This is a genomic window from Stenotrophomonas sp. SPM (assembly GCF_003105135.1).
In the GTDB taxonomy this organism is placed as follows: domain Bacteria; phylum Pseudomonadota; class Gammaproteobacteria; order Xanthomonadales; family Xanthomonadaceae; genus Stenotrophomonas.
Genome location: NZ_QETL01000062.1, coordinates 1 through 23,527 on the forward strand (window position 1 = coordinate 1; position 23,527 = coordinate 23,527).

A 23,527-nucleotide genomic window follows, 5' to 3' on the forward strand; every position below is an offset into this window, starting at 1 on the left:
GGCCGCGCCCAAGCGCAAGCTGGCCTACAAAGAAGCGCGCGAGCTGGAACAGCTGCCCAAGACCATCGAGAAGCTGGAAGGCGACGTGGACGGCCTGACCGCAGCAATGAACGACCCGTCGTTCTACACCCGCAGCAGCGCCGAAGTGACCGCGCATACCCAGCAGCTGGCCAAGGTCCAGGCCGAGCTGGATGCGGCGTACGCGCGCTGGGAAGAGCTGGAAGGCTGATTGCCGAGCCGCGCCCGCCCGGCGCGGTGTTGGTTCACGACGCGATATACGGGTAGCGCGGGGCCATGCCCCGCGAGCGCGCAGCGCGGCGCTCCTGCATTCCGCCGGGCATGGCCCGGCGCTACCCAAGGGCAGCCGAGCATACGCCCGGCGCTACTTCACCCCGTGCAGATCCCGCAGCTGGCTCGGCCGGCTGCCGAAGTACGCGGCCAGGTCGGCGATGTCCTGGTCGCTCAGATCCTTCGCCTGCGGGGTCATCAACGCGTGCTGGCGGTCGCCGGCACGGTAGGCCTGCAGGGCATGGGCCAGGTAATCGCCGTACTGCCCACCCAGCTTGGGGTAGGTCGGGTCGATCGGCGCATTGCCGTCGGCACCGTGGCAATCAATGCAGCTCTGGTTGGTCGCTTTCCCCTTCACCTTGGCCCGGGCTTCACCGGCGGCCTCGCGGCCCGGCGGCAGGCCGGCCGAGGAGGACGAACCGTGTTCGCCACTGGCATGGCCGGGATCGCCGGCCGACTTCTCACTGCTTTCCACCTGCGACTGCGAGCAGGCCGCCAGCAGCAGGGCAACGGACAGGGCGATGGCGTGACGCATCGTGTGCGCGGCTTTCGACATGGGCGGGCCTTACTTGACGGTGGACAGGTAAACAGCGAGATCGGCGATCTCCTGTTCGCTGAAACTCATCGACTGCGCCTGCATCGTCGGATGCCGGCGCTTGCCCTGGCGGTATTCGGTCAGGGCCTGGGTCAGGTACTGCTGGGTCTGGCCACCGATCTTCGGTACCCGATAGCTGGGGTACGCGTTCTTGTAACCGGTGATGCCGTGGCAGCCCTGGCAGGTATAGGCGAGCACCCGGCCATTGTCGAAGTTGCCGGCCGGAGCGACGGCAGCGGGCGGGGTGGCCTGGGCAGGAGCCGGGGCGGGTGCTGCAGGAGCAGAAGCGGGCTGTGCGGCGGCCCCGAGGGGCAGGAGGACGGCCAGAGCGAGACAAGCGGCGAGCGGCTGCGGGCGCATGATGTCGTTATCCGGGGATTCGGGTCTGGTCGTTCCGGCGTGGGGTACGGAACGACCCGAGTATAGCCTCAGGTTTCATCTAGCTGAAATGGGGGGCGGGCCGACCAGCGGCGTGAAGACACCATGACCTTTGGGATATGGTGTTGCCGTGAAGTGGTGCATTACTTTGCTACCACACCTGCCCACGCATCCTCCAGGGATCTGACGATGTCGCACCCAATCTTCCTGCCCGGCCGCCGCATTGGACTCTGTGCCGCTGCCCTGCTGATCTCCACCTCCCTGCTGCTGGGCGGCTGCGCTGCCGGCCCCAGCGCCGATGCCAAGGCGGCTGAAACCAAGGACGAGAAGAAGGTCGACGCCGTGCCGGTGGAAGTGGCCGTGGCCAGCCACCGCGCCGTAGCCGCCAGCTACACTGGCACCGCCGCACTGGAACCTCGCGCCGAATCGCAGGTGGTGGCCAAGACCTCCGGCGTGGCCCTGGCCGTGCTGGTCGAGGAGGGTCAGCGGGTCACCGCCGGCCAGCCGCTGGTGCGCCTGGACCCGGACCGCGCACGCCTGGCCGTCGCGCAGAGCGAGGCGCAGATGCGCAAGCTGGAAAACAACTACCAGCGTGCACAGAAGCTGGTTGGCCAGCAGATGGTCAGTGCCTCCGACGTCGACCAGCTGCGCTACGACCTGGAAAACATGCGCGCGCAGTACCGCCTGGCCACGCTGGAACTGTCCTACACCACGGTGGTGGCGCCGATCTCCGGTGTGATCGCCTCGCGGTCGATCAAGACCGGCAACTTCGTGCAGATCAACACGCCGATCTTCCGCATCGTCGACAACTCGCAGCTGGAGGCCACCCTGAACGTGCCCGAGCGCGAGCTGGCCACCCTGCGCGCCGGCCAGCCGGTCGTGCTGTCGGCCGACGCACTGCCGGGCAAGCGCTTCACCGGCACGGTGGACCGGATCGCTCCGGTGGTGGATTCGGGCAGCGGCACCTTCCGCGTGGTCAGCGCCTTCAACGGCACCGAGCACGCGCTGCAGCCGGGTATGTTCGGGCGCATCCGCATCGATTACGACCAGCGCGCCGACGCCCTGGTGGTGCCGCGCCTGGCCCTGCTGGACGACGGCGAGCCGGCAGTGTTCCGCGTGCGCGAAGGCAAGGTGGCTCGCGTGCCGGTCAAGCTGGGCTATGCCGAAGGGCCGTGGGTGGAAATCCGCGACGGCCTGGCTGCCGGCGACCAGATCGTCACCGCCGGCAAGGTCGCCCTGCGTGACGGCACCGCCGTGCAGGTCATCGCCGATCCCAAGGCCAACCCGAAGGCAAAGCCGGCTGCGGTCACCGCCGCCGCCAAGCCCGCATACAAGGCCGGGAGCCAGCAATGAGCGCCCCGGGACACGACCACGGTGCCTCGCCGGCCGGCGACGGCGCCGCTGCCGGCATGCGCGGTGGCCTGGTGGAATTCGCCACCCGCCGCCGCGTCACCATCGCCATGTGCACGGTCACGCTGCTGCTGTTCGGCCTGATCGCGCTGGGCAACCTCAAGGTCAACCTGCTGCCGGATCTGAGCTATCCCACGCTCACCGTGCGCACCGAATACACCGGCGCGGCACCGACCGAAATCGAAAGCCTGATCACCCAGCCGGTGGAAGAAGCGGTGGGCGTGGTCAAGAACCTGCGCAAGCTGAAGTCGGTCTCGCGCACTGGGCAGAGCGATGTCGTGCTCGAGTTCGCCTGGGGCACCAACATGGACCAGGCCAGCCTGGAGGTGCGCGACAAGATGGAAGCGCTGAACCTGCCACTGGAGGCCAAGGCTCCGGTGCTGCTGCGCTTCAATCCGTCCACCGAGCCGATCATGCGCCTGGTGCTGTCGACCAAGGCCACCCCGGCCAGCGATGAAGACGCGATCCGCGAACTGACCGGCCTGCGCCGCTATGCCGACGAAGACCTGAAGAAGAAGCTGGAACCGGTGACCGGCGTGGCCGCGGTAAAGGTGGGCGGTGGCCTGGAGGATGAGATCCAGGTGGACATCGACCAGCAGAAGCTGGCCCAGCTGAACCTGCCCATTGACACCGTCATCAAGCGGTTGAAGGAAGAGAACATCAACATCTCCGGCGGCCGCCTGGAGGAGGGCTCGCAGCGCTTCCTCGTGCGTACCGTCAACCAGTTCGCCGATCTGGAAGATATCCGCAACCTGCTGGTCACCACCCAGTCGTCCAACGGCAGCGCGGCCGATTCGGCCCTGCAGCAGATGTTCAACATTGCCGCGTCCACCGGCTCGGCTGCGGCAGTCGCTGCGGCGTCGGCGGCGCAGAGTGCCTCGTCCGGTGGTGGTTCCAGCGTGGTCGCCAACGGCGTGCCGGTGCGCCTGAAGGACGTGGCCAGCGTGCGCCAGGGCTACAAGGAACGCGAAGCCATCATCCGCCTGGGCGGCAAGGAATCGGTCGAGCTGGCGATCTACAAGGAAGGCGACGCCAATACCGTGGCCACCGCCGAGGCGCTGCGCAAGCGCCTGGAGCAGATCAAGGCCACCTTCCCCGGCGATGCGGAACTGACCACCATCGAGGACCAGTCGCGCTTCATCGAGCACGCCATCAGTGACGTCAAGAAGGATGCGGTGATCGGCGGCCTGCTGGCCATCCTGATCATCTTCCTGTTCCTGCGCGATGGCTGGTCGACCTTCGTGATCAGCCTGTCGCTGCCGGTCTCGATCATCGCCACGTTCTTCTTCATGGGCCAGCTCGGCCTGAGCTTGAACGTGATGTCGCTGGGCGGCCTGGCGCTGGCCACCGGCCTGGTGGTGGATGACTCGATCGTGGTGCTGGAAAGCATCGCCAAGGCGCGCGAACGCGGCCTGGGCATCCTGCAGGCGGCCATCGTCGGCACCCGCGAAGTCAGCATGGCAGTGGTCGCCTCAACCCTTACCACCATCGCGGTGTTCCTGCCGCTGGTGTTCGTCGATGGCATCGCCGGCCAGCTGTTCCGCGACCAGGCGCTGACCGTGGCCATCGCCATCGCGATTTCGCTGCTGGTGTCGATGACCCTGATCCCGATGCTGAGCTCTCTGAAGGGCCGGCCGCCGCTGGCCTTCCCGGAAGAAGCCGCCGCCGAAGCGTGGCGCCCGGAAAGCCGCTGGCAGAAGCCGGTCGCGCTGGGCCGTCGTGGCTTCGTGGCCGGCGTGCGCTGGAGTTTCTTCGCCCTGGCCTGGCTGGTGGTGCGCGTGTGGCGCGGCGTGGTCGCCGTGGTCGGGCCGGTCATGCGCAAGGCCAGCGACATCGCGATGAAGCCCTACGCCGGTGCCGAACGCGGCTACCTGCGCCTGCTGCCCAACGCGTTGGCGCACCCAGGCAAAGTGCTGTCGATGGCCGCGCTGGCCTTCGTTGGCACCATGGCGTTGGTGCCGATGCTGGGTGCCGACCTGATTCCGCAGCTGGCCCAGGACCGTTTCGAAATGACCGTGAAGCTGCCGGCCGGCACCCCGCTGAAGCAGACCGACGCACTGGTGCGCGAGCTGCAGCTGGCCCACGGCAATGGTGAAGGCGTGGCCTCGCTGTACGGCGTCAGCGGCAGCGGTACGCGGCTGGATGCCAGCCCGACCGAGAGCGGCGAGAACATCGGCAAGCTGACCGTGGTGATGGAAGGCGGCGGCAATGCCCGCACCGAGGCGGAGATCACCGAGCGCCTGCGCGACACCATGGGCCAGCACCCCGGTGCGCAGGTCGACTTCGCGCGGCCGGCACTGTTCAGCTTCTCCACGCCGCTGGAAATCGAGTTGCGCGGGCAGGACATGGCCACCCTCGAGCAGGCCGGCCAGCGTCTGGCCGCGCTGCTGCGCGGTAATGCCCACTACGCCGACGTGAAGTCGACGGTGGAAGAGGGCTTCCCGGAAATCCAGATCCGCTTCGACCAGGAACGCGCCGGTGCGCTGGGTCTTACCACCCGCCAGATCGCCGATGTGGTGGTGAAGAAGGTGCGTGGCGACGTGGCCACCCGCTACAGCTTCCGCGACCGCAAGATCGACGTGCTGGTGCGCGCGCAGGAAGGTGACCGTGCCAGCGTGGACAGCATCCGCCGGCTGATCGTCAACCCGGGCAGCAGTCGCCCGGTCACCCTGGACGCCGTCGCCGACGTGGTCGCCACCACCGGCCCCAGCGAGATCCATCGCGCCGACCAGACCCGCGTGGCCGTGGTCTCGGCCAACCTGCGCGACATCGACCTGGGCGCGGCCATGCGCGAAGTACAGCACATGGTGGCCGAGCAGCCGCTGGGTGCGGGCGTCGGCCTGCATATCGGCGGCCAGGGCGAGGAGCTGGCACAGGCCGCCACGTCGCTGATCTTCGCCTTCGGCCTGGCCATCTTCCTGGTCTACCTGGTGATGGCCTCGCAGTTCGAATCGCTGCTGCATCCGTTCGTCATCCTGTTCACCATTCCGCTGGCCCTGGTCGGCGCGATCCTGGCACTGATGCTGACCGGCAAGCCGATCTCGGTGGTGGTGTTCATCGGCCTGATCCTGCTGGTTGGCCTGGTCACCAAGAACGCGATCATCCTGATCGACAAGGTCAACCAGCTTCGCGAGGCCGGCGTGGCCAAGCACGAGGCGCTGGTGGAAGGTGCGCGTTCGCGCCTGCGGCCGATCATCATGACCACTCTGTGCACGCTGTTCGGCTTCCTGCCGCTGGCGGTGGCGATGGGCGAGGGCGCCGAAGTGCGCGCGCCGATGGCGATCACCGTCATTGGCGGCCTGCTGGTGTCGACCCTGCTGACCCTGCTGGTCATCCCGGTGGTCTACGACCTGATGGACCGCCGCGGCGATGCCTACTACCGCGAGCGCGGCCGCAAGCATGCCGGTGAAGGCCTGCACGCGGCCGAGGGTGGCCACCGCGGCGGCGCGGAGGAACCGGCATGAGCGTCGCCGAGTTCTCCATCCGCCGCCCGGTCACCACCATCATGTGTTTCGTGTCGCTGGTGGTGGTCGGCCTGATCGCCTCGTTCCGGCTGCCGCTGGAAGCGTTGCCGGACATCTCCGCGCCTTTCCTGTTCGTGCAGATCCCGTACAGCGGCTCGACCCCGGAAGAGGTCGAGCGGACCATCATCCGGCCGGTGGAGGAATCACTGGCGACGATGACCGGCATCAAGCGCATGCGCTCGCAGGCCACTTCGGAAGCGGCCTCGATCTTCATCGAGTTCAGCGACTGGGACCGCGACATCGCCATCGCCGCCTCCGATGCCCGCGAACGCATCGATGCGATCCGCAGCGACCTGCCCGACGACCTGCAGCGCTACAACGTGTTCAAGTGGTCCAGCAGCGACCAGCCGGTGCTGAAGGTGCGCCTGGCCAGTGCCACCGACCTGACCTCCGCCTATGACATGCTCGACCGCGAGTTCAAGCGGCGCATCGAGCGCATCCCGGGCGTGGCCCGCGTGGACATCACCGGCGCACCGCCGAACGAGGTCGAGATCGCCATCGATCCCGATCGGCTCAGCGCGCACGGCCTGAGCATCAACGAACTCAGCGACCGCCTGCGCACGCTGAACTTCTCGATCTCGGCCGGGCAGATCAACGACAACGGCCAGCGCGTGCGCGTGCAGCCGGTGGGCGAGATCACCGACCTGCAGGAAATGCGTGACCTGGTGATCAACGCCAAGGGCCTGCGCCTGGGCGACATCGCCGAGGTGCGGCTGAAGCCGGCGCGGATGAACTACGGGCGTCGCCTCGACGGCAACCCGGCCATCGGCCTGGACATCTTCAAGGAACGCAGCGCCAACCTGGTGGATGTCTCGCGCGCCGCATTGGCCGAGGTCGAAGCGATCCGCGCGCAGGATTCGATGCGCGACGTGCAGATCAAGGTCATCGACAACCAGGGCAAGGCGGTCACCTCCTCGCTGCTGGAACTGGCCGAGGCCGGTGCGGTCGGCCTGATCCTGTCGGTCACCGTGCTGTTCTTCTTCCTGCGCCACTGGCCGTCCACCCTGATGGTGACCCTGGCCATCCCGATCTGCTTCACCATCACCCTGGGCTTCATGTACTTCGCCGGGGTGACGCTGAACATCCTGACCATGATGGGCCTGCTGCTGGCCGTGGGCATGCTGGTGGACAACGCCGTGGTGGTGGTGGAAAGCATCTACCAGGAACGCGAGCGCATGCCGGGGCAGCCGCGGCTGGCCTCGATCATCGGCACCCGCAACGTGGCCATCGCACTCAGCGCCGGCACGCTCTGCCACTGCATCGTGTTCGTGCCCAACCTGTTCGGCGAGACCAACAACATCAGCATCTTCATGGCGCAGATCGCGATCACCATCTCGGTCTCGCTGCTGGCCTCGTGGCTGGTGGCGGTCAGCCTGATCCCGATGCTGTCCGCGCGCATGGCCACGCCCAAGCTGCTGCACTCTCAGACCGGCGTCATCGCCCGCCTGCAGCGCCGTTATGCGCGCCTGCTGGACTGGTCGCTCCGCCATCGCGGCTGGAGCCTGCTCGGCATCCTGCTGGTGGTGCTGGTCAGCCTGGTGCCGATGAAGCTGACCAAGGTCGACATGTTCGGCGGCGGTGGTGGCAAGGACATCTTCATCGGCTACATGTGGAAGGGCGCCTACACCTACCGCCAGATGTCCGAGGAAGTGGCCCGCGTCGAAGCCTGGGTGGAACAGAACCGCGAGCGCCTGCACGTGCAGCAGGTCTATTCCTGGTACAGCGAGCAGGAAGGCAGCTCGACCACGGTGACCATCGATGAGAAGTACGCGAAGGACATCAAGGCGCTGCAGGAGGAGATCCGCAAGGGCCTGCCGAAGTCGGCGCGTACCGATTACTTCGTCGGCAACCAGGGCGGCGATGGGGGCAACGGCAACCAGGGCGTGCAGGTGCAGCTGGTGGGTGACTCCAGCAGCATGCTGCAGGAGATCGGTCAGGAAGTGCTGCCGCTGCTGGCCCAGCGCCCCGAGCTGCGCGACGTGCGCATCGACAATGGCGAAAAGGGCGGCGAGCTGAAGGTGCACGTCGACCGCGAGCGCGCCGCGGCGTTCGGCTTCAACGCCGAGCAGGTGGCCAGCTTCGTCGGCCTGGCCCTGCGGGGTGCGCCGCTGCGCGAGTTCCGTCGTGGCGACAATGAAGTGCCGGTATGGGTGCGCTTTGCCGGCGCCGAGCAGAGCAGCCCCGAAGACCTGGCCAGCTACAGCGTGCGTACCGGTGATGGCCGCAGCGTGCCGCTGCTCAGCCTGGTCAGCGTGGACGTGGGTTCCTCGGCCACCCAGATCGGCCGCACCAACCGCCAGACCACCCTGACCATCAAGGCCAACCTGGCCGAGAAGGTCACCGCACCCGATGGCCGCAAGGCCATGGAAGCGGTGCTCACGCCGATGAGCTTCCCGGCCGGTTATGGCTTCACTTTCGATGGCGGTGACTACGGCAACGACAACGAGGCGATGCAGCAGATGGTGTTCAACCTGCTCATCGCGCTGGTGATGATCTACGTGGTGATGGCGGCGGTTTTCGAGTCGCTGCTGTTCCCGGCGGCGATCATGAGCGGCGTGCTGTTCTCGATCTTCGGCGTGTTCTGGCTGTTCTGGATCACCGGCACCTCGTTCGGGATCATGTCCTTCATCGGCATCCTGGTGCTGATGGGCGTGGTGGTGAACAACGGCATCGTGATGATCGAGCACATCAACAACCTGCGCCGCGGCGGCATGGGCCGCACCCAGGCGCTGGTGGAAGGCTCACGCGAGCGCCTGCGGCCGATCATGATGACGATGGGCACGGCGATCCTGGCCATGGTGCCGATCTCGCTGACCAACACGCAGATGTTCGGCGATGGTCCGGAATACGCCCCGATGGCGCGTGCGATTGCCGGCGGCCTGGCGTTCTCGACCGTGGTCAGCCTGCTGTTCCTGCCGACCATCTACGCGGTGCTGGATGACCTGCGCAGTGCGGTCACGCGGCTGATCCGTCGCGCGCGCGGGCTGGACATCGTGGAACCGGGCGCTGCCCGCGTGTAACGCACGACAACGTGTTTGTGGTGGGGGGAGACCGGTCGTAGTGGGGCGGTCTCCCCTTTTTTTCAGGCTTTGCGCAGGAACAGCGTGCGCCGGGTGTACTCATGCCCGAAATCAACATGGCCGAAGCGGGCGATCTCGCGCCGGCCGCGCCGGTAGTAGCGCCACGGCGCCTTTTCCGGCGGCGGCGTCTGGCCATAGAAGACATCCATGTGGCCGACCGGCATCGACTTCGGGGTCACGTGCATCACCACGCTGCGGCGGGTGCCGGCGGACGGATGCGGGGCGCCGCCATGGAACAGTTGCGGATGCCAGACGATCACATCACCCGCCTGTACGTGCGCCGGCTGTGACTGCAGGCCGGCTTCCTCGCACTGGCGCGCAACCGCTGCCTGGTAGGCGTTCCAGCCCTCGCTGGCCATCGGGCTGACCGGCCCGTCTCCGAACACCTCGCGACGCAGCGCCTGCAGGTCGATGGGCGGCAGCAGGTGGCTGCCGGGCACCACGCGGAGCGGGCCATTGGCATCATCAACCGCATCCAGCGCCGTCCACACGCCCAGGTACTTCTCGCCCGGCGAGGTGCAGAACATCGGCGTATCGCGATGCAGCGCCTGCTCGGAGCCGCGTTCGTAGTAGAGGCTGGTGTAGAGCGTGGTGGCCTCGCCCAGAAAACGGTCGCAGACGTCGATCGCCGGGTTGTGGGTGAGCAGCCCCGTGATGGCATCCACCACCAGGTGCAAGTTGACCACGCGGTACAGGCGCTGGTGGTCATCCAGGTTACGCGAGACCGCCTTCGCATTGCGCCGCTTGAACAGCGCGATGCGGGCATTGATATCTTCAACCACGGCCGGCGCGATGGCCTGCCGTACCACCACGTAACCATCGCGCATCAGCGCGTCGTATGCATCCATCGCTGTGTTCCTCCTTTGGAAACGAGTGTAACCAGGCGCTGGCGGGGCGTTACCCCGCCACCTTCCCCCATACCTTGCCGGCGGTCAGCCACAGGCCGAGCATGCTGCCCAGGTTGGTCAGCATGAAGGTCAGCACCACACGGGTGACGCGGTTGCGGTACCAGCCCTTCAGGCTCTGCGCATCGTCACGCAGCTTGAGGAAGTCCTCGTAGGCCGGCTTTCGCAGGCGCGCTTCGACCAGCGCCGAGAACGCACCGGTCGGAATGCTCAGGCGGAACGGCTTGAACGGTGCCACTGCGATCGCGGTCAGGATGCTCAGCGGGTGGCTGCCGGCCAGCAGGCAGCCGATGCCGGCCAGGCCGCCGGTGTACATCGCCCACGTCGCCAGCAGTTCGGTGCCCACGCCCAGGCCGCCACGGTAGAAGCCCACGCCCACACCGGTGATCACGATGGCCAGGATGCCCAAGGTGAACCACGGAATGTTGCGCTTCTTCGGCACCGCTTCCAGCTCCGCGCGCAGCGGCGCCGGTTCGGCGGTGTCGGTTTCCAGGTAGCGGGCCAGGCCGGCCAGATGCCCGGCGCCGACCACGGCCAGCACTTCGCGCAGCTGCGGGTTGTGTTCCTCACGCAGGCGCGTGGCCATGTAGCGGTCGCGCTCGCCGATGATGGTTTCGTACAGTGCCGGGCTTTCGCTGGCGAACTCACCAAAGCTCGATTCCAGCATGTCGCCTTGCTTGAGCTTCTCGATCTCGTTCTCGCCCACTTCCTCCGAGGAGAACAGGCCGGCGCCGAGACCGGCCACCAGCTTCAGCTTGCCGAAGAAGCCAAGACGCTGCGAGGCGCGGCGGAAGGTCAGGCCGACTTCGCGGTCGATCAGCTGCACCGGCAGGCCGCGCTCGCGCGCCAGGTCCACCGCGCGCTTCAGCTCGGCACCGGGCTCGATGCCCAGCTGTTCGGCCAGGCGGCGCTGGTAGGCCGACAGCGCCAGGTTGGCAGCAAACAGGGCCACGCGGCCCTTGCGGATCACCTCCACCAGGTCCAGCTTGGCCAGCGTATCCGGGTCGCTCAGCGCCTGCAGACGCTGCGGGTCCAGCTCGACCGCCACCGCATCGAAGCGGCCGCTGTCGATGGCCTTTTCCACCGCCTCGACGCTGGCGTGGGACACATGGGCGGTGCCCAGCAGGGTGTAACGCACGCCGTCGCGTTCAACGACGCGCACCGGCTGGCCGGCGAACAGATCGTCGCCGGTTTCGGGAAGGGTTTCAGTCATGGATTCATTCATTGGAAGGTGCGGTGTCGGCGCCATCGCCGAGCGCGCGCTGCATCTGCACGGTGTCCAGCCAGCGGCCGTGCTTGCGGCCCAGGCCCTTGAACACGCCCACCAGGTGGAAGCCGAAGCGTTCGTGCAGCTTGATGGATGCGGTATTGGTCGGCTCGCCGATCACCGCCACCATCTGCCGGTAGCCGCGCGCCACGCAGGCATCGATCAGCGCCTGCAGCAGGCCGGTTCCCACGCCCTTGCCCTGGAAGGCGGCATCGACGTAGACCGAGTTCTCCACGGTCCACTGGTAGGCGACGCGGGTGCGGTAGGTGTTGGCGTAGGCGTAGCCCGCGACCTGGCCGTCGATCTCGGCGACCAGGTAGGGGAAGCCCCGGTCGAGCATGTCGCGCATGCGGCGCAGCATCTCGGCCTGGTCGGGCACGTCGTACTCGTAGGTGTTGACGAAATCGGTGACTTCCACCGCGTAGATCGCGGTGATCGCAGCGATGTCGGCCGGGCCGGCATCACGGATGAGGACGGCCATGGCAGGTCTCCGGCTCAGTCGATGTAGCGCTTGAGCAGGTCACCGTACGCATCGATGCGACGGTCGCGCAGGAACGGCCAGATGCGGCGCACATGCTCGCTGCGCTGCAGGTCCACGTCGCAGACCAGCACGGTGGCATCGGTGCCGGCTTCGGCGATGAATTCGCCCTGCGGGCCGAGCACGTGGCTGTTGCCCCAGAACTGGATGCCCGACGCGCCCAGCGGCGAGGCTTCGTGGCCCACGCGGTTGCAGCTCAGCACCGGCAGGCCGTTGGCCACGGCGTGGCCGCGGTGGCTCAGCACCCAGGCATCGCGCTGGCGGGTCTTCTCGTCCTGCACGTCGTCCGGGTCCCAACCGATGGCGGTGGGGTAGAGCAGCAGTTCGGCACCGGCCAGCGCCATCAGGCGCGCCGCTTCCGGGTACCACTGGTCCCAGCACACCAGCACGCCAAGGCGGCCCACCGAGGTGTCGATCGGGGTGAAGCCGATGTCGCCCGGGGTGAAGTAGAACTTCTCGTAGAAGCCCGGATCATCCGGAATGTGCATCTTGCGGTACTTGCCCAGCAGGGTGCCGTCCTTCTCGAAGACCACGGCGGTGTTGTGGTACAGGCCGGCGGCGCGGCGCTCGAACAGCGAGCCGACCAGCACCACGCCATGCTTCTTCGCCAGTGCGCCCAGGCGCTCGGTGCTCGGGCCCGGAATCGGCTCGGCCAGGTCGAACTCGTCGACCGACTCGTGCTGGCAGAAGTACGGGCCGTTGTGCAGTTCCTGCAGCAGCACCAGTTTCGCGCCCTGCGCAGCCGCCTCGGCCACGCGTGCTTCGATCACCGCCAGGTTGGCGGCGGCGTCACCGTGGTTGCGCTCCTGGATCAGGGCGACGGTAAGGGGGCTGCGCGAGTTCATGCGGGGTGTTCCTGCGGGGGAAAACCAGCATGTTAGCGCGGATGGACGGCGACGGCGTGTCGCGCGCTGAATGGCCGGTGTTGTAGAGCCGAGCCCATGCTCGGCTGCGTTCTGCTTCGATCGCGCGAGCGGCCAGCCGAGCGTGGGCTCGGTTCTACAAAAAGCCAGTCGAGCATGGCTCGACTCTACAAGGGGAGCGCCGGGCGGGGCCCAGCGGCATCCGTCAGGCCTTCAACAGCCCTTCCGGCAGCTGCATGGTGATGCAGTGCAGGCTGCCGTTCTGCCAGATCAGCGAGCGGCAGGGTACCTGCACGATCTCGCGGCCCGGGTGGGCCTGGGCCAGCACGTCGCGTGCCAGGTCATCGGCCGGGTCGCCGTAGGCCGGCATCAGCACCGCGCCGTTGACGATCAGGTAATTGGCGTACGACGCAGCCAGGCGGCGGCCTTCGTCGATCACCGGCTGTGCCCACGGCAGCGGGAACAGGCGGTACGGCTGGCCATCCTTGGTGCGCAGCGCGGCCAGCTCGTTGCCCATCGCCTGCAGTTCGGCGTAATGCGAGTCGGCCTCGTCGTCGCAGGCCTGGTAGACGATGCTGTCAGGCGAGGCGAAACGGGCGAGGGTATCGATGTGGGCGTCGGTGTCGTCGCCTTCCAGGTAGCCGTGGTCCAGCCACAGCACGCGGTCCTGCTGCAGCCAGTCGGCCAGGTCCGCGGTCAGGCTGGCGCGGTCGCGGTCCGGGTGGCGCTCGTGCAGGCACTTCCAGGTGGTCAGCAGGGTGCCTTCACCGTCGGTCTCGATGCCGCCGCCTTCCAGCGCGAACGGAATGCTGCGCACCGGTGCGTCGTTGAACACGCCGGCCTGGTCGAGCGCGCCCACCAGCTGGTCGTCCAGGGTGGCGTCGAACTTGCCGCCCCAGCCGGTGAAGCGGAAGTCCAGCAGCTGGAAGCTGCCGTCGGCGCGGCGCAGGGTGATCGGGCCGGAGTCGCGCAGCCAGGTATCGTCATAGGCCGCCGTGGTGAAGCGGACCCGCTCCATGTCGATGCGGTTGGAGCGCAGCCGCATTTCGGCATAGGTCTCCACATCGTCGTCGGCCACGCAGATCAGCACCGGCTGGAAGCGGGTGATGGCCGCGACCAGCGCGATGTAGGTCTCCTCCACCTGGCCCAGGCGGTCGGCCCAGTCGGTGTCGGCGGTGGGCCAGGCAATCAGGACGCCGCTCTGGGCTTCCCATTCGGCAGGAAAACGAAGGGTCTGGTTCATGGTCTCGCTACACAGGCCCGCCAGCGGCGGGTAGGGGGTTCAGCGGATCGGCGGCTTCGGGCCGATCTCGTTCGGATCCGCCTTGTTGGCCACCACGTCGATCACCTTCTGCTTCTCGAAGTAGACGGTGAACTGCGGGTAGACCCAGCGGTTGATGGTCGGCCACTGGCGCTTCTGCCCGCCGCGCGGCTGCAGCTGCTCGCTCGGCGCGCCGAACTGCGACTGCACCTGCTGCATGCTCTGGCCACGGACGGGCAGGGCACCGGCCGGCTTTTCAGCGGCGCGGTCGACCAGCAGGGTATCGGCCAGCGCCGGCGTGGCGGCGGCCAGGGTGGCCAGGACGGCCAACGTGCTCAGGTAACGCTTCATCTCGATCTACTCCCCAGTGGTCAAGAAAGGCGATTACAGCAAAAAACGGCAGGAAAAAAAGCTGCGTGCAACAAAAAACCGCCCGAAGGCGGTTTTTTGCATCGGGTCGGTCCCGCGTGGGACCAGCCGCGGCCCGGAGGCCGTGAGGCTTAGCGCTGACGCGCCTTGAAACGCGGGTTCGACTTGCAGATGACGAAGATCTTGCCACGACGACGGACGACCTTGCAGTCGCGGTGACGGGCCTTCGCCGACTTCAGGGAGGACAGGATTTTCATGGCATACCTCGGCGTAAACAGTAGTTGTTCGGGTGGAGCGTGGCCGCGATATGCGCAAGACAATCGGCAGTTGGCGCTCGTTCAAGCCCGCCATTCTACCGGGCTTTTTGTCGTCGTTTCAAGTGGTTGCGCGAAAGTCTCTGCGCGGGGCCTTGGGCAGGGGCTAGAATGGCCCCTTCACACGCGCTAGGACCCCCATGAATCCACTCGCTCCCGTCCTGACCATCGACGGCCCTTCGGGGGCCGGCAAGGGTACCATCAGCCGCATCGTGGCGCGCCGCCTGGGCTGGCATTACCTGGATTCAGGCGCCCTGTACCGGGCGGTGGGCGTGGCCGCGAGCTGGGCCGACATCGATACCTCCGATGCCTCGGCACTGGTGCGCTGCACCTTCGACACCCACGTTCAGTTTGTTGAACAGGGTGAATCGATGCGGGTCATGGTCAACGGCACCGACGCCACCGACGAGCTGCGCCTGGAGACCACCGGCGCGCTGGCCTCGGCCATTGCCGCCATTCCTGAGGTCCGTGCAGCCCTGAAGGAGCGCCAGCGCGCATTCAGGGAGCTGCCGGGCCTGGTCGCCGACGGCCGCGACATGGGCACGGTGATCTTCAAGGACGCTCCCTACAAGGTCTTCCTGACCGCCAGTGCCGAGGAGCGCGCCGAACGCCGGCATAAGCAGTTGAAAGACAAGGGGGTTTCTGTTAACTTTGAAGACCTCCTGCGCGAGATCATGGCCCGCGACGCCCGTGATGCCCAGCGTACCGTGGCGCCCCTGAAGCCGGCAGACGATGCTGTCCTCATCGACACCACAGGCATCGGCATCGATGATGTCGTTGCCCGAGTGATGGATCTGCTTCCGGTTCCGGCTGCCTGATCCGTTCGCGCGGGAGTGCCACCAGCAACACCGGTGGTGGTCGCGCATAGCAGTGCTGTACCAGCTCCGTCGCGCAATGATGCGTGGCGGTTTTCCTACTACACACGACCTGCTTTTCCGGGGTCGACCAACAGGCGGGCGGTAACGGTCTTCAGTGGGGCATGTCCCCGGAAGGAAGCCAACCGACCCATGTGTCCAACAGAGTAAATCTAATGACCGAATCATTTGCCGAACTGTTTGAAGCCAGCCAGGCCAACCTGGCCAAGCTGAAGCCGGGCGCCATCGTCAGCGGTACCGTTGTTGAAGTCCGCGGCGACGTCGTGGTGATCAACGCTGGCCTGAAGTCCGAAGGCATCGTGCCGATCGAACAGTTCCGTAACGACGCTGGCGAAATCGACGTCGCCGAAGGCGACATCGTCAAGGTCGCCCTCGACTCCATCGAGAACGGCTTCGGCGAAACCGTCCTGTCGCGCGAGAAGGCCAAGCGCGCGATGGTGTGGGACGAGCTGGAAGAAGCGTTGGAAAAGAACGAAACCATCACCGGCCGCATCAGCGGCAAGGTCAAGGGTGGTTTCACCGTGGACATCAAGGATGTCCGCGCCTTCCTGCCGGGTTCCCTGGTCGATGTGCGCCCGGTGCGCGATCCGGCCTACCTGGAAGGCAAGGAACTCGAGTTCAAGCTCATCAAGCTGGACCGCAAGCGTAACAACGTCGTGGTTTCGCGCCGCGCTGTCGTCGAAAGCGAGCACTCGGAAGAGCGCGAGCAGCTGATGGACAAGCTGCAGGAAGGCGCGATCCTGAAGGGTGTCGTCAAGAACCTGACCGACTACGGCGCGTTCGTGGACCTGGGTGGTATCGACGGCCTGCTGCACATCACCGACATGGCATGGAAGCGCGTGCGCCATCCGTCCGAAGTCGTGAACGTCGGCGACGAGCTGGACGTGCGCGTGCTGAAGTTCGACCGCGAGCGCAACCGCGTTTCGCTGGGCCTGAAGCAGCTGGGCGAAGATCCGTGGGATAACATCGCCCGTCGTTACCCGGCCAACAGCCGCGTCTTCGGCAAGGTCTCCAACGTCACCGATTACGGCGCGTTCGTTGAGATCGAGCCGGGCGTCGAAGGCCTGGTGCACGTCTCCGAGATGGATTGGACCAACAAGAACGTCAACCCGTCCAAGGTTGTGCAGGTTGGTGACGAAGTCGAAGTGATGGTGCTGGACGTCGATGAAGAGCGTCGCCGTATCTCGCTGGGCATGAAGCAGGTTGCCGCCAATCCGTGGGAAACCTTCGCTGCCACCCACAAGAAGGGTGACAAGGTGTCGGGCCAGATCAAGTCGATCACCGACTTCGGCATCTTCATCGGCCTGGACGGCGGCATCGACGGTCTGGTTCACCTGTCCGACATCAGCTGGGCGACCACTGGCGAAGACATCGTTCGCAACTTCAAGAAGGGCGATACCCTGGACGCCGTCGTCCTGGCTGTCGATCCGGAGCGCGAGCGCATCTCCCTGGGCGTGAAGCAGCTGGAGCAGGATCCGTTCGGCCAGTACATGGCTGCCAATCCGAAGGGCTCCAAGGTCGAAGGCGTGGTGAAGGAAGTCGACGCCAAGGGCGCGATCATCGAGCTGGCTGACGGCATCGAAGGTTACGTCTCGGCACGCGACATCGCCAACGAGCGCGTTGACGATGCCACCCAGCACCTGAAGGTCGGCGACAAGGTCGAAGCCAAGTTCGTTGGCATGGACCGCAAGGGCCGTACCCTGCAGCTGTCGATCAAGGCCAAGGACGACGCGGAAATGCGCGAAGTGCTGGAGGAATACCAGTCCTCCTCGGCTGCCAGCGGCACCACCCAGCTGGGCGCGCTGCTGCGTGCACAGCTGAGCGGCAACAAGTCCGAGTAATCGGCCTTACGCTGTACGTTGTTTCCTGGACGGCCCGGGCATCCTGCCCGGGCCGTTTCAGGGTGAGTGACCCCTGATGTGAGCCGGCAATGACCAAATCCGAACTGATCGAAATCCTCGCGCGCCGCCAGGCGCACCTGAAGGCCGATGATGTCGATCTGGCGGTGAAGTCGTTGCTGGAAATGATGGGCGGTTCCCTTTCTGCAGGGGATCGCATCGAAATCCGTGGCTTTGGCAGCTTCTCGCTGCACTACCGTCCGCCGCGCCTGGGCCGCAACCCCAAGACCGGCGAATCGGTCGCCCTGCCGGGCAAGCACGTTCCCCATTTCAAGCCGGGCAAGGAACTGCGTGAGCGGGTCAGCAGCGTGCTGCCGCTGGACGCCGATCCGGCCTGAGTGTCCCGTCGCGTCACCGCGTGCGAATACCGCGGCGAGTCGGATAAGCTACGACCTCCTGCCACTGGAGCTGTCGCATGAAAGTTTTTCGTCTGCTGGTCCTGCTGGCTGTTCTGATCCTTGGTCTGATCATCGGTGCGGTCAACATGACGGCCATGTCGATCAACCTGCTGTTTACCCAATTGAACACGTCCGTCGGCGTGGCGCTGATTGCCGCCCTGCTGATCGGTGTCGTGGTCGGTGCTGGCCTGGTGCTGGTAAGCGTGGTCATTCCGCTCTACAGCCAGCTGCGCCGTGCCAACAAGTCGGCGGTTGCACCGTCGGCGCCGGTGGCCCCCTCCCAATCGTTTGATGGACGTTGATCGAAGATGGAATTCGTTTCCGAGTGGTTCTGGTTCTTCCTGTTCCTTCCCTTGGCGGCGCTGGCCGGCTGGGTCATTGGACGGCGCGGCGGGCAACGCCATGGCGACAACCAGGTCAGCCACCTGTCCAGCACCTATTTCCGCGGCCTGAACTATCTGCTCAACGAGCAGCCGGACAAGGCCATCGAGCTGTTCCTGCACATTGCCGAGCTGGACAAGGAAACCTTCGAGACCCAGGTCGCGCTGGGCCACCTGTTCCGCCGTCGCGGTGAAGTGGACCGCGCGATCCGCTTGCACCAGGGCCTGGTCAACCGCAACGACCTGAGCGACGCGCAGCGCGTGCAGGCCCTGCTGGCGCTGGGCGAGGACTACATGAAGTCCGGCCTGCTGGACCGCGCCGAAACCGTGTTCACCGAACTGGCCCAGCTGGACCAGCGTGCACCGCAGGCGCTCAAGCACCTGATCGGCATCTACCAGGCCGAGCGCGACTGGGAAAAGGCCATCGACAACGCCACCCGCTTCGAGGATGTCACCGGCGAGCCGATGGGCAAGCTGATCGGGCAGTTCGAATGCGAGCTGGCCGAGCGCTTCCGTGGCGCCGGCAAACTGGAAGAGGCGAGGGCGGCCATCGCCCGCGCCTACCAGGCCGATGCGATGTCGGTGCGTGCCGGCATCATCGAAGGCCGCCTGGAAACCGATGCCGGCAATGCCGAGGCCGCCGTGCGCGCCTTCGAGCGTGCCGCGCGCAACGATCCCGAGTACCTGCCCGAGCTGCTGCCGGCGCTGATGGAGAACTACCGCAAGGTGGGCGACCTCGGCGGCGCGCGTGCGTTTCTGTCGGAGATGACCGAGCACTACCGCGGCATCGCCCCGGTGCTGGCACTGACCCGCCTGATGGAAGAGCAGGAGGGTGTGGCTCCGGCGCGCGCCTACCTGGGCCGGCAGCTGAAGGATCGCCCGTCGGTGCGCGGCGAATCGGCGCTGATCGACCTGACCCTGGCCGAAGGCGCGGACTCCACCGCCACCCTGCACGACCTCAAGCACATCACCGACCAGCTGCTGGTGCGCAACCCGGCCTACCGCTGCACGCGCTGCGGCTTCGGTGCGCGTACCCACCACTGGCAGTGCCCGAGCTGCAAGGAATGGGGCACGGTCAAGCCGCTGCTGAACTACGCGGTGCTCTGAGCCATGGCTTGGCTGGTGATGGCCGCGCTGCTGGGGCTGGCCCTGCTCAGCGCCGCACTGACCTGGGCGGCGCGTGGCTACGCGCTGCGCCGCCGGCTGATGGACCAGCCCGGCGAACGCCGCAGCCATAGCGTGGCGACCCCGCGCGGCGGTGGCATCGCCATCGTCATCAGCCTGCTGGTGGCCGCGGTTGCTGCCATGTGGGCGTGGCCGGTGGCGATGCCCAGCCTGCTGGTCGCCAGCCTCGGCCTGGTGCTGGTGGCGGGCATCGGCTGGTGGGACGACCACCGGCCCCTGCCGGCGCTGCGCCGCCTGCTGGTCCATTTCATCGCCGCCGGCCTGCTGGCCGCGCTGGTCAAGGTGCAGGGCGGCAGCTGGCTGCTGGCCCTGCTGGTACTGGTGTTCACCGCCTCGCTGATCAACATCTGGAACTTCATGGATGGGATCAACGGCATCGCCAGCAGCCAGGCGGTCGTTGCTGCACTCGGCTTCGCCATCGTGCTGCCGTGGCCGTATTCGCTTGTCGCCATCGTGCTGGGCCTGGCCTGCGTGGGTTTTCTGCCATTCAACTTCCCGAAAGCGCGCATTTTCATGGGCGATGTGGGCAGTGGCGCGCTGGGCTATGCGGTCTCGGTGGTGCTGGCCGTGGCCGCGCTACGTACGGAAATCAACTGGTTGCTGCTGCTGGTGCCCATTTCCCCGTTCCTTGTGGACGCGGGCTTCACGCTGTTGGCGCGCATCCTTTCCGGACAGCGCTGGATGGAACCCCACACCCAGCACGTCTACCAACGCGCGGTGCAGGCAGGAGCCAGCCACGCCCAGGTAACAGGGATGTACTTTGTTGTAGGCCTGTTCAGCATCACAGTGTTCTATGTTTGCACCAGATTGCAGCCGAGGTGGGAGGCTGTCGTAGCGGTCGCGTGGATTTCCGCGCTGGCCCTGCTTTGGCTCCTCCTGCGCAATGGATTGCGCAACCGATAAGGAATTACGCGAAATATGTCTTCACCCTGGCGGGACAGAATTCTTGGCCTGTTGCCTCGCACGGCCATCGTCTGCCATGACCTGTTCATGGTCTGGGCCTGTTGGCAGCTGCTGCATGCCGGCCGTTACTCCATCCTGCCTGACGCCCCGTCGCTGCCCCTGTGGAACGTGGATACGACGCTGGTGCTGGCGCTGCAGGGCATCGTCTTCTGGCGCGTGGGCCTGTACCGCGGCCTGTGGCGGTTCGCCAGCGTCAGCGACCTGCTGAACATCTTCAAGGCCAGTTTCGTCGGCCTGGTCGCCATCGTCCTGGTATTGGCCTGGAAGCGTTTCAACGGCGTGCCGCTGTCGGTGCTGGTGATCTATCCGTTCGCGCTGTCGGCGCTGCTGGGCGCGCCGCGCCTGCTGTACCGCGCGTGGAAGGACTACCAGGCGCTGCAGTCCGATTCGACCGCGCGTCGCGTGCTGATCCTGGGCGCCGGCCAGGCCGCCGAGACCCTCGTGCGCGACCTGCGCCGCTCGGGCAACTTCGAGCCGGTCGGCCTGCTGGATGATGCCCCGCACCTGCGTGGCGCCAAGCTGCAGAGCCTGCCGATCCTGGGCACCCTCGATGATGCCCCGGCCGTGGCCCGCGAAACCGCGGCCAAGCTGCTGGTCATCGCCATTCCGTCGTTGGATGCGGTGGGCATGCAACGCGTGGTGGCCATCTGCGAGAGCACCGGCATCCCGTTCCGCACCGTGCCCAAGCTGAGCGACATCCTGCAGGGCCAGTCACTGCCGGGCCAGCTGAAGGAAGTGGCCATCGAGGACCTGCTCGGCCGCAAGCCGATCATGCCGGACTGGAACCTGATCCGCGGCTGGCTGGGCGGGCGCACGGTGATGGTCACCGGTGCCGGCGGCTCGATCGGTTCGGAGTTGTGCCGCCAGTGCGCGCGCCACGGTGCCGGGCGCATCGTCATGCTGGAAATGAGCGAGCTGCTGCTGCTGACCATCGAGGCCGAGCTGCGCCGCAGCTTCCCAGACGTAGAGATCGAAGCCGTGCTCGGCGACGTCGGCGACCCGGCGGTGATGCGCCACGCGCTGTCGTTGCACCCGGTCGATACCGCGTTCCATGCGGCCGCGTACAAGCATGTGCCGGTGCTGGAGCGCCAGCTGCGCGAAGCCGTGCGCAACAACATCCTGGCGACCGAGAACGTGGCGCGGGCGTGCATGGAAGCGGGCGTCGAGCATTTCGTGTTCATCTCCACCGACAAGGCGGTCGACCCGGTCAACGCACTGGGCGCCAGCAAGCGCTACGCCGAGATGATCTGCCAGAGCCTGGACCAGAAGTCGACGCGCACCCGTTTCGTGACCGTGCGCTTCGGCAACGTGCTCGACTCGGCCGGCAGCGTGGTGCCGCTGTTCCGCGAGCAGATCCTGCGCGGCGGCCCGATCACGGTGACCGATCCGGAAGTGACCCGTTACTTCATGACGATCCCCGAAGCCTGCCAGTTGATCCTGCAGGCGGCGGCATCGGCATCGCACGGTGCCATCTACACCCTGGACATGGGTGAGCCGGTGCCGATCCGCGTGCTCGCCGAACAGATGATCCGCCTGGCCGGCAAGCAGCCGTACAAGGACATTCCGATCATCTATACCGGGCTGCGTCCGGGCGAGAAGCTGCACGAGACGCTGTTCTATTCGGACGAGGACTACCGGCCGACCTCGCACCCCAAGGTGCTGGAGGCTGGCGTGCGCACGTTCTCGCGCGACATCGTGCTGGGCAACGTGCCGAGACTGCGTGACGCTATCGCCGAGTACGACACTGATACGATTCGGGACATCCTGTTCGCGACCATGCCGGAGTTCTCTCCGATTGAACAGGACGCTTACATCTCCTCCGCTAAAGTGGTTCCCTTTCCGGCACGTGAGGCCAATAGGCACTAAATGAGCAAGCGAATTCGTAAGGCTGTTTTTCCAGTGGCAGGGCTCGGGACGCGCTTTTTGCCGGCAACCAAGACGGTTCCGAAGGAAATGCTGCCGATCATCGATCGTCCGCTTATCCAATATGCCGTTGATGAGGCCATCGAGGCAGGTTGTGACACCCTGATCTTCATCACCAACCGCTACAAGCACGCCGTCGCCGATTACTTCGACAAGGCGTACGAGCTTGAGCAGAAGCTGGAGCGTGCGGGCAAGCACGAGCAGCTCGAGATGATCCGCCACGTTTTGCCCGAGGGTGTGCGCGCGGTCTTTGTGACCCAGGCCGAAGCGCTGGGCCTGGGCCATGCGGTGCTGTGTGCGAAGGCGGTGATCGGTGACGAACCGTTCGCCGTGCTGCTGCCCGACGACCTGATCTGGAACCGCGGCGACGGCGCGCTGAAGCAGATGGCCGACCTCAACGAGGCCAGCGGTGCCAGCGTGATCGCGGTGGAAGACGTGCCGCACGAGAACACCGCGAGCTACGGCATCGTGGCGACCGAGGCGTTCGACGGCCGCAAGGGCCGCATCTCGGAGATCGTGGAAAAGCCGAAGCCGGAGGACGCACCGAGCGACCTGGCCGTGGTCGGCCGGTACGTGCTGAGCCCGAAGATCTTCGAGCTGCTGGAATCCACCGGCACCGGCGCCGGCGGCGAGATCCAGCTGACCGATGCGATCGCTTCGCTGCTGGCGACCGAGGAAGTGGATGCTTACCGCTTTGAGGGCACCCGTTTCGACTGCGGCACCCATCTGGGTCTGGTTGAAGCGACGATCCGTTTTGCGCTGGAGAACAAGAAGCTGGCGAAGCCGGCGCGCGCGAAGCTGACGGAGATGCTGGCGGAAGAGTGAGGGTTTTCGAGCGCTCCGTGCAGCGCCTCCCTGTATAGCCTGGGAGGCGGGGGCGGGAAGGGCGGAATCAAGGGCAAGAGCAAAAGCAGAAAAAGGCAGCCCATGGCTGCCTTTTTCGTTTGGGGTTGCTTGTTGGGGTCAGATCCCTTTGCGCAGCAAAGGACTCTGACCCCGGCTCTACAGCAAGAGCATCCACGCATGGCGTGGATCTTATCTCTTGCCGATCTGGCACTTTAGGTGCCGAGAGCCCGGCGTGGGCGACCGTGTGGATCCAGGTCTTTCGACCGT

General features: G+C 66.2%; 20 protein-coding genes and 1 pseudogene. 12 read left to right on the plus strand and 9 right to left on the minus strand.

Annotated features, from left to right (window positions below):
• A pseudogene (locus DCO49_RS13220) lies at nt 1-229 on the plus strand (ABC transporter ATP-binding protein); the annotation flags it as partial.
• A gap of 153 nt (nt 230-382) precedes the next feature.
• Here DCO49_RS13220 and DCO49_RS13225 read toward each other — a convergent pair.
• Nucleotides 383-844 carry a cytochrome c gene (locus DCO49_RS13225; protein WP_079221603.1) on the minus strand — a complete coding sequence of 154 codons (462 nt, stop codon included), beginning with the start codon at nt 842-844 and terminating at the stop codon, nt 383-385.
• 9 nt (nt 845-853) lie between these two features.
• Nucleotides 854-1,243, minus strand: coding sequence for a c-type cytochrome (locus tag DCO49_RS13230; RefSeq protein ID WP_116864425.1), 390 nt, complete (start codon nt 1,241-1,243; stop codon nt 854-856).
• 207 nt (nt 1,244-1,450) lie between these two features.
• On the opposite strand from DCO49_RS13230, the gene DCO49_RS13235 reads away from it, so the two are divergent.
• The 3 genes from DCO49_RS13235 to DCO49_RS13245 are packed head-to-tail and all read left to right on the plus strand — an operon-like array spanning nt 1,451 to nt 9,215.
• Nucleotides 1,451-2,614, plus strand: a complete 1,164-nt coding sequence (locus DCO49_RS13235; protein WP_116864426.1) for an efflux RND transporter periplasmic adaptor subunit — start codon at nt 1,451-1,453, stop codon at nt 2,612-2,614.
• A 56-nt stretch (nt 2,615-2,670) separates the two neighbouring features.
• Nucleotides 2,671-6,135, plus strand: a complete 3,465-nt coding sequence (locus tag DCO49_RS13240; RefSeq protein WP_243402741.1) for an efflux RND transporter permease subunit — start codon at nt 2,671-2,673, stop codon at nt 6,133-6,135.
• Nucleotides 6,132-9,215, plus strand: coding sequence for an efflux RND transporter permease subunit (locus DCO49_RS13245; protein WP_116864428.1), 3,084 nt, complete (start codon nt 6,132-6,134; stop codon nt 9,213-9,215). The genes DCO49_RS13240 and DCO49_RS13245 overlap by 4 nt, the downstream gene beginning before the upstream one ends.
• A 62-nt stretch (nt 9,216-9,277) precedes the next feature.
• Here DCO49_RS13245 and DCO49_RS13250 read toward each other — a convergent pair whose 3' ends face one another.
• The 7 genes from DCO49_RS13250 to ykgO all read right to left on the minus strand — a co-directional run bounded on the left by DCO49_RS13250 (nt 9,278) and on the right by ykgO (nt 14,735).
• Nucleotides 9,278-10,123: a phytanoyl-CoA dioxygenase family protein gene (locus tag DCO49_RS13250; protein WP_116864429.1), complete on the minus strand. Its 846-nt coding sequence runs from the start codon at nt 10,121-10,123 to the stop codon at nt 9,278-9,280.
• 49 nt (nt 10,124-10,172) lie between these two features.
• Complete coding sequence (locus DCO49_RS13255; RefSeq protein ID WP_165835727.1) at nt 10,173-11,405, minus strand: TraB/GumN family protein; 1,233 nt, start codon at nt 11,403-11,405, stop codon at nt 10,173-10,175.
• On the minus strand, nt 11,398-11,928 hold the full coding sequence (locus DCO49_RS13260; RefSeq protein WP_108768609.1) for a GNAT family N-acetyltransferase: 531 nt from the start codon (nt 11,926-11,928) through the stop codon (nt 11,398-11,400). The genes DCO49_RS13255 and DCO49_RS13260 overlap by 8 nt, the downstream gene beginning before the upstream one ends.
• A gap of 14 nt (nt 11,929-11,942) precedes the next feature.
• A complete protein-coding gene (locus DCO49_RS13265; protein WP_108768610.1) occupies nt 11,943-12,830 on the minus strand; it encodes a carbon-nitrogen hydrolase in 888 nt (295 codons plus the stop codon).
• Between the two features lie 223 nt (nt 12,831-13,053).
• Entirely contained in the window at nt 13,054-14,091 is a 1,038-nt protein-coding gene (locus DCO49_RS13270; protein ID WP_116864431.1) for an agmatine deiminase family protein, read from the minus strand.
• A 39-nt stretch (nt 14,092-14,130) separates the two neighbouring features.
• Nucleotides 14,131-14,460, minus strand: coding sequence for a hypothetical protein (locus DCO49_RS13275; RefSeq protein WP_108746517.1), 330 nt, complete (start codon nt 14,458-14,460; stop codon nt 14,131-14,133).
• 149 nt (nt 14,461-14,609) lie between these two features.
• On the minus strand, nt 14,610-14,735 hold the full coding sequence (gene ykgO, locus DCO49_RS13280) for a type B 50S ribosomal protein L36 (RefSeq protein WP_054656844.1): 126 nt from the start codon (nt 14,733-14,735) through the stop codon (nt 14,610-14,612).
• A gap of 197 nt (nt 14,736-14,932) precedes the next feature.
• Between ykgO and cmk the strand changes: the two genes are divergently transcribed.
• The 8 genes from cmk (at nt 14,933) to galU (ending at nt 23,239) form a co-directional block, all read left to right on the plus strand.
• The gene (gene cmk, locus DCO49_RS13285) at nt 14,933-15,610 is read left to right on the plus strand and encodes a (d)CMP kinase (protein ID WP_116864432.1); all 678 of its coding nucleotides are present in this window, start codon (nt 14,933-14,935) and stop codon (nt 15,608-15,610) included.
• A 212-nt stretch (nt 15,611-15,822) separates the two neighbouring features.
• The gene (gene rpsA / locus DCO49_RS13290; protein WP_012510790.1) at nt 15,823-17,508 is read left to right on the plus strand and encodes a 30S ribosomal protein S1; all 1,686 of its coding nucleotides are present in this window, start codon (nt 15,823-15,825) and stop codon (nt 17,506-17,508) included.
• Between the two features lie 89 nt (nt 17,509-17,597).
• Nucleotides 17,598-17,903 carry an integration host factor subunit beta gene (locus tag DCO49_RS13295; protein WP_005409286.1) on the plus strand — a complete coding sequence of 102 codons (306 nt, stop codon included), beginning with the start codon at nt 17,598-17,600 and terminating at the stop codon, nt 17,901-17,903.
• A 77-nt stretch (nt 17,904-17,980) separates the two neighbouring features.
• Entirely contained in the window at nt 17,981-18,265 is a 285-nt protein-coding gene (locus tag DCO49_RS13300) for a lipopolysaccharide assembly protein LapA domain-containing protein (protein WP_099821260.1), read from the plus strand.
• Between the two features lie 6 nt (nt 18,266-18,271).
• Entirely contained in the window at nt 18,272-19,450 is a 1,179-nt protein-coding gene (gene lapB, locus DCO49_RS13305) for a lipopolysaccharide assembly protein LapB (RefSeq protein ID WP_116864433.1), read from the plus strand.
• A 3-nt stretch (nt 19,451-19,453) separates the two neighbouring features.
• Nucleotides 19,454-20,431, plus strand: coding sequence for a glycosyltransferase family 4 protein (locus DCO49_RS13310; RefSeq protein WP_116864434.1), 978 nt, complete (start codon nt 19,454-19,456; stop codon nt 20,429-20,431).
• A 15-nt stretch (nt 20,432-20,446) separates the two neighbouring features.
• Nucleotides 20,447-22,357 carry a nucleoside-diphosphate sugar epimerase/dehydratase gene (locus DCO49_RS13315; RefSeq protein ID WP_116864435.1) on the plus strand — a complete coding sequence of 637 codons (1,911 nt, stop codon included), beginning with the start codon at nt 20,447-20,449 and terminating at the stop codon, nt 22,355-22,357.
• Nucleotides 22,358-23,239, plus strand: coding sequence for a UTP--glucose-1-phosphate uridylyltransferase GalU (galU, locus tag DCO49_RS13320; RefSeq protein WP_116864436.1), 882 nt, complete (start codon nt 22,358-22,360; stop codon nt 23,237-23,239). It abuts the gene before it with no gap.
• Nucleotides 23,240-23,527 lie beyond the last annotated feature (288 nt).

Excerpts from the sequence above, each read along its gene's own strand:
- DCO49_RS13225 (WP_079221603.1), bottom strand. The coding sequence starts at position 844 with ATGTCGAAAGCCGCGCACACGATGCGTCACGCCATCGCCCTGTCCGTT.
- DCO49_RS13230 (WP_116864425.1), bottom strand. The coding sequence starts at position 1,243 with ATGCGCCCGCAGCCGCTCGCCGCTTGTCTCGCTCTGGCCGTCCTCCTG.
- DCO49_RS13235 (WP_116864426.1), top strand. The coding sequence starts at position 1,451 with ATGTCGCACCCAATCTTCCTGCCCGGCCGCCGCATTGGACTCTGTGCC.
- DCO49_RS13240 (WP_243402741.1), top strand. The coding sequence starts at position 2,671 with ATGCGCGGTGGCCTGGTGGAATTCGCCACCCGCCGCCGCGTCACCATC.
- DCO49_RS13245 (WP_116864428.1), top strand. The coding sequence starts at position 6,132 with ATGAGCGTCGCCGAGTTCTCCATCCGCCGCCCGGTCACCACCATCATG.
- DCO49_RS13250 (WP_116864429.1), bottom strand. The coding sequence starts at position 10,123 with ATGGATGCATACGACGCGCTGATGCGCGATGGTTACGTGGTGGTACGG.
- DCO49_RS13255 (WP_165835727.1), bottom strand. The coding sequence starts at position 11,405 with ATGAATGAATCCATGACTGAAACCCTTCCCGAAACCGGCGACGATCTG.
- DCO49_RS13260 (WP_108768609.1), bottom strand. The coding sequence starts at position 11,928 with ATGGCCGTCCTCATCCGTGATGCCGGCCCGGCCGACATCGCTGCGATC.
- DCO49_RS13265 (WP_108768610.1), bottom strand. The coding sequence starts at position 12,830 with ATGAACTCGCGCAGCCCCCTTACCGTCGCCCTGATCCAGGAGCGCAAC.
- DCO49_RS13270 (WP_116864431.1), bottom strand. The coding sequence starts at position 14,091 with ATGAACCAGACCCTTCGTTTTCCTGCCGAATGGGAAGCCCAGAGCGGC.
- DCO49_RS13275 (WP_108746517.1), bottom strand. The coding sequence starts at position 14,460 with ATGAAGCGTTACCTGAGCACGTTGGCCGTCCTGGCCACCCTGGCCGCC.
- ykgO (WP_054656844.1), bottom strand. The coding sequence starts at position 14,735 with ATGAAAATCCTGTCCTCCCTGAAGTCGGCGAAGGCCCGTCACCGCGAC.
- cmk (WP_116864432.1), top strand. The coding sequence starts at position 14,933 with ATGAATCCACTCGCTCCCGTCCTGACCATCGACGGCCCTTCGGGGGCC.
- rpsA (WP_012510790.1), top strand. The coding sequence starts at position 15,823 with ATGACCGAATCATTTGCCGAACTGTTTGAAGCCAGCCAGGCCAACCTG.
- DCO49_RS13295 (WP_005409286.1), top strand. The coding sequence starts at position 17,598 with ATGACCAAATCCGAACTGATCGAAATCCTCGCGCGCCGCCAGGCGCAC.
- DCO49_RS13300 (WP_099821260.1), top strand. The coding sequence starts at position 17,981 with ATGAAAGTTTTTCGTCTGCTGGTCCTGCTGGCTGTTCTGATCCTTGGT.
- lapB (WP_116864433.1), top strand. The coding sequence starts at position 18,272 with ATGGAATTCGTTTCCGAGTGGTTCTGGTTCTTCCTGTTCCTTCCCTTG.
- DCO49_RS13310 (WP_116864434.1), top strand. The coding sequence starts at position 19,454 with ATGGCTTGGCTGGTGATGGCCGCGCTGCTGGGGCTGGCCCTGCTCAGC.
- DCO49_RS13315 (WP_116864435.1), top strand. The coding sequence starts at position 20,447 with ATGTCTTCACCCTGGCGGGACAGAATTCTTGGCCTGTTGCCTCGCACG.
- galU (WP_116864436.1), top strand. The coding sequence starts at position 22,358 with ATGAGCAAGCGAATTCGTAAGGCTGTTTTTCCAGTGGCAGGGCTCGGG.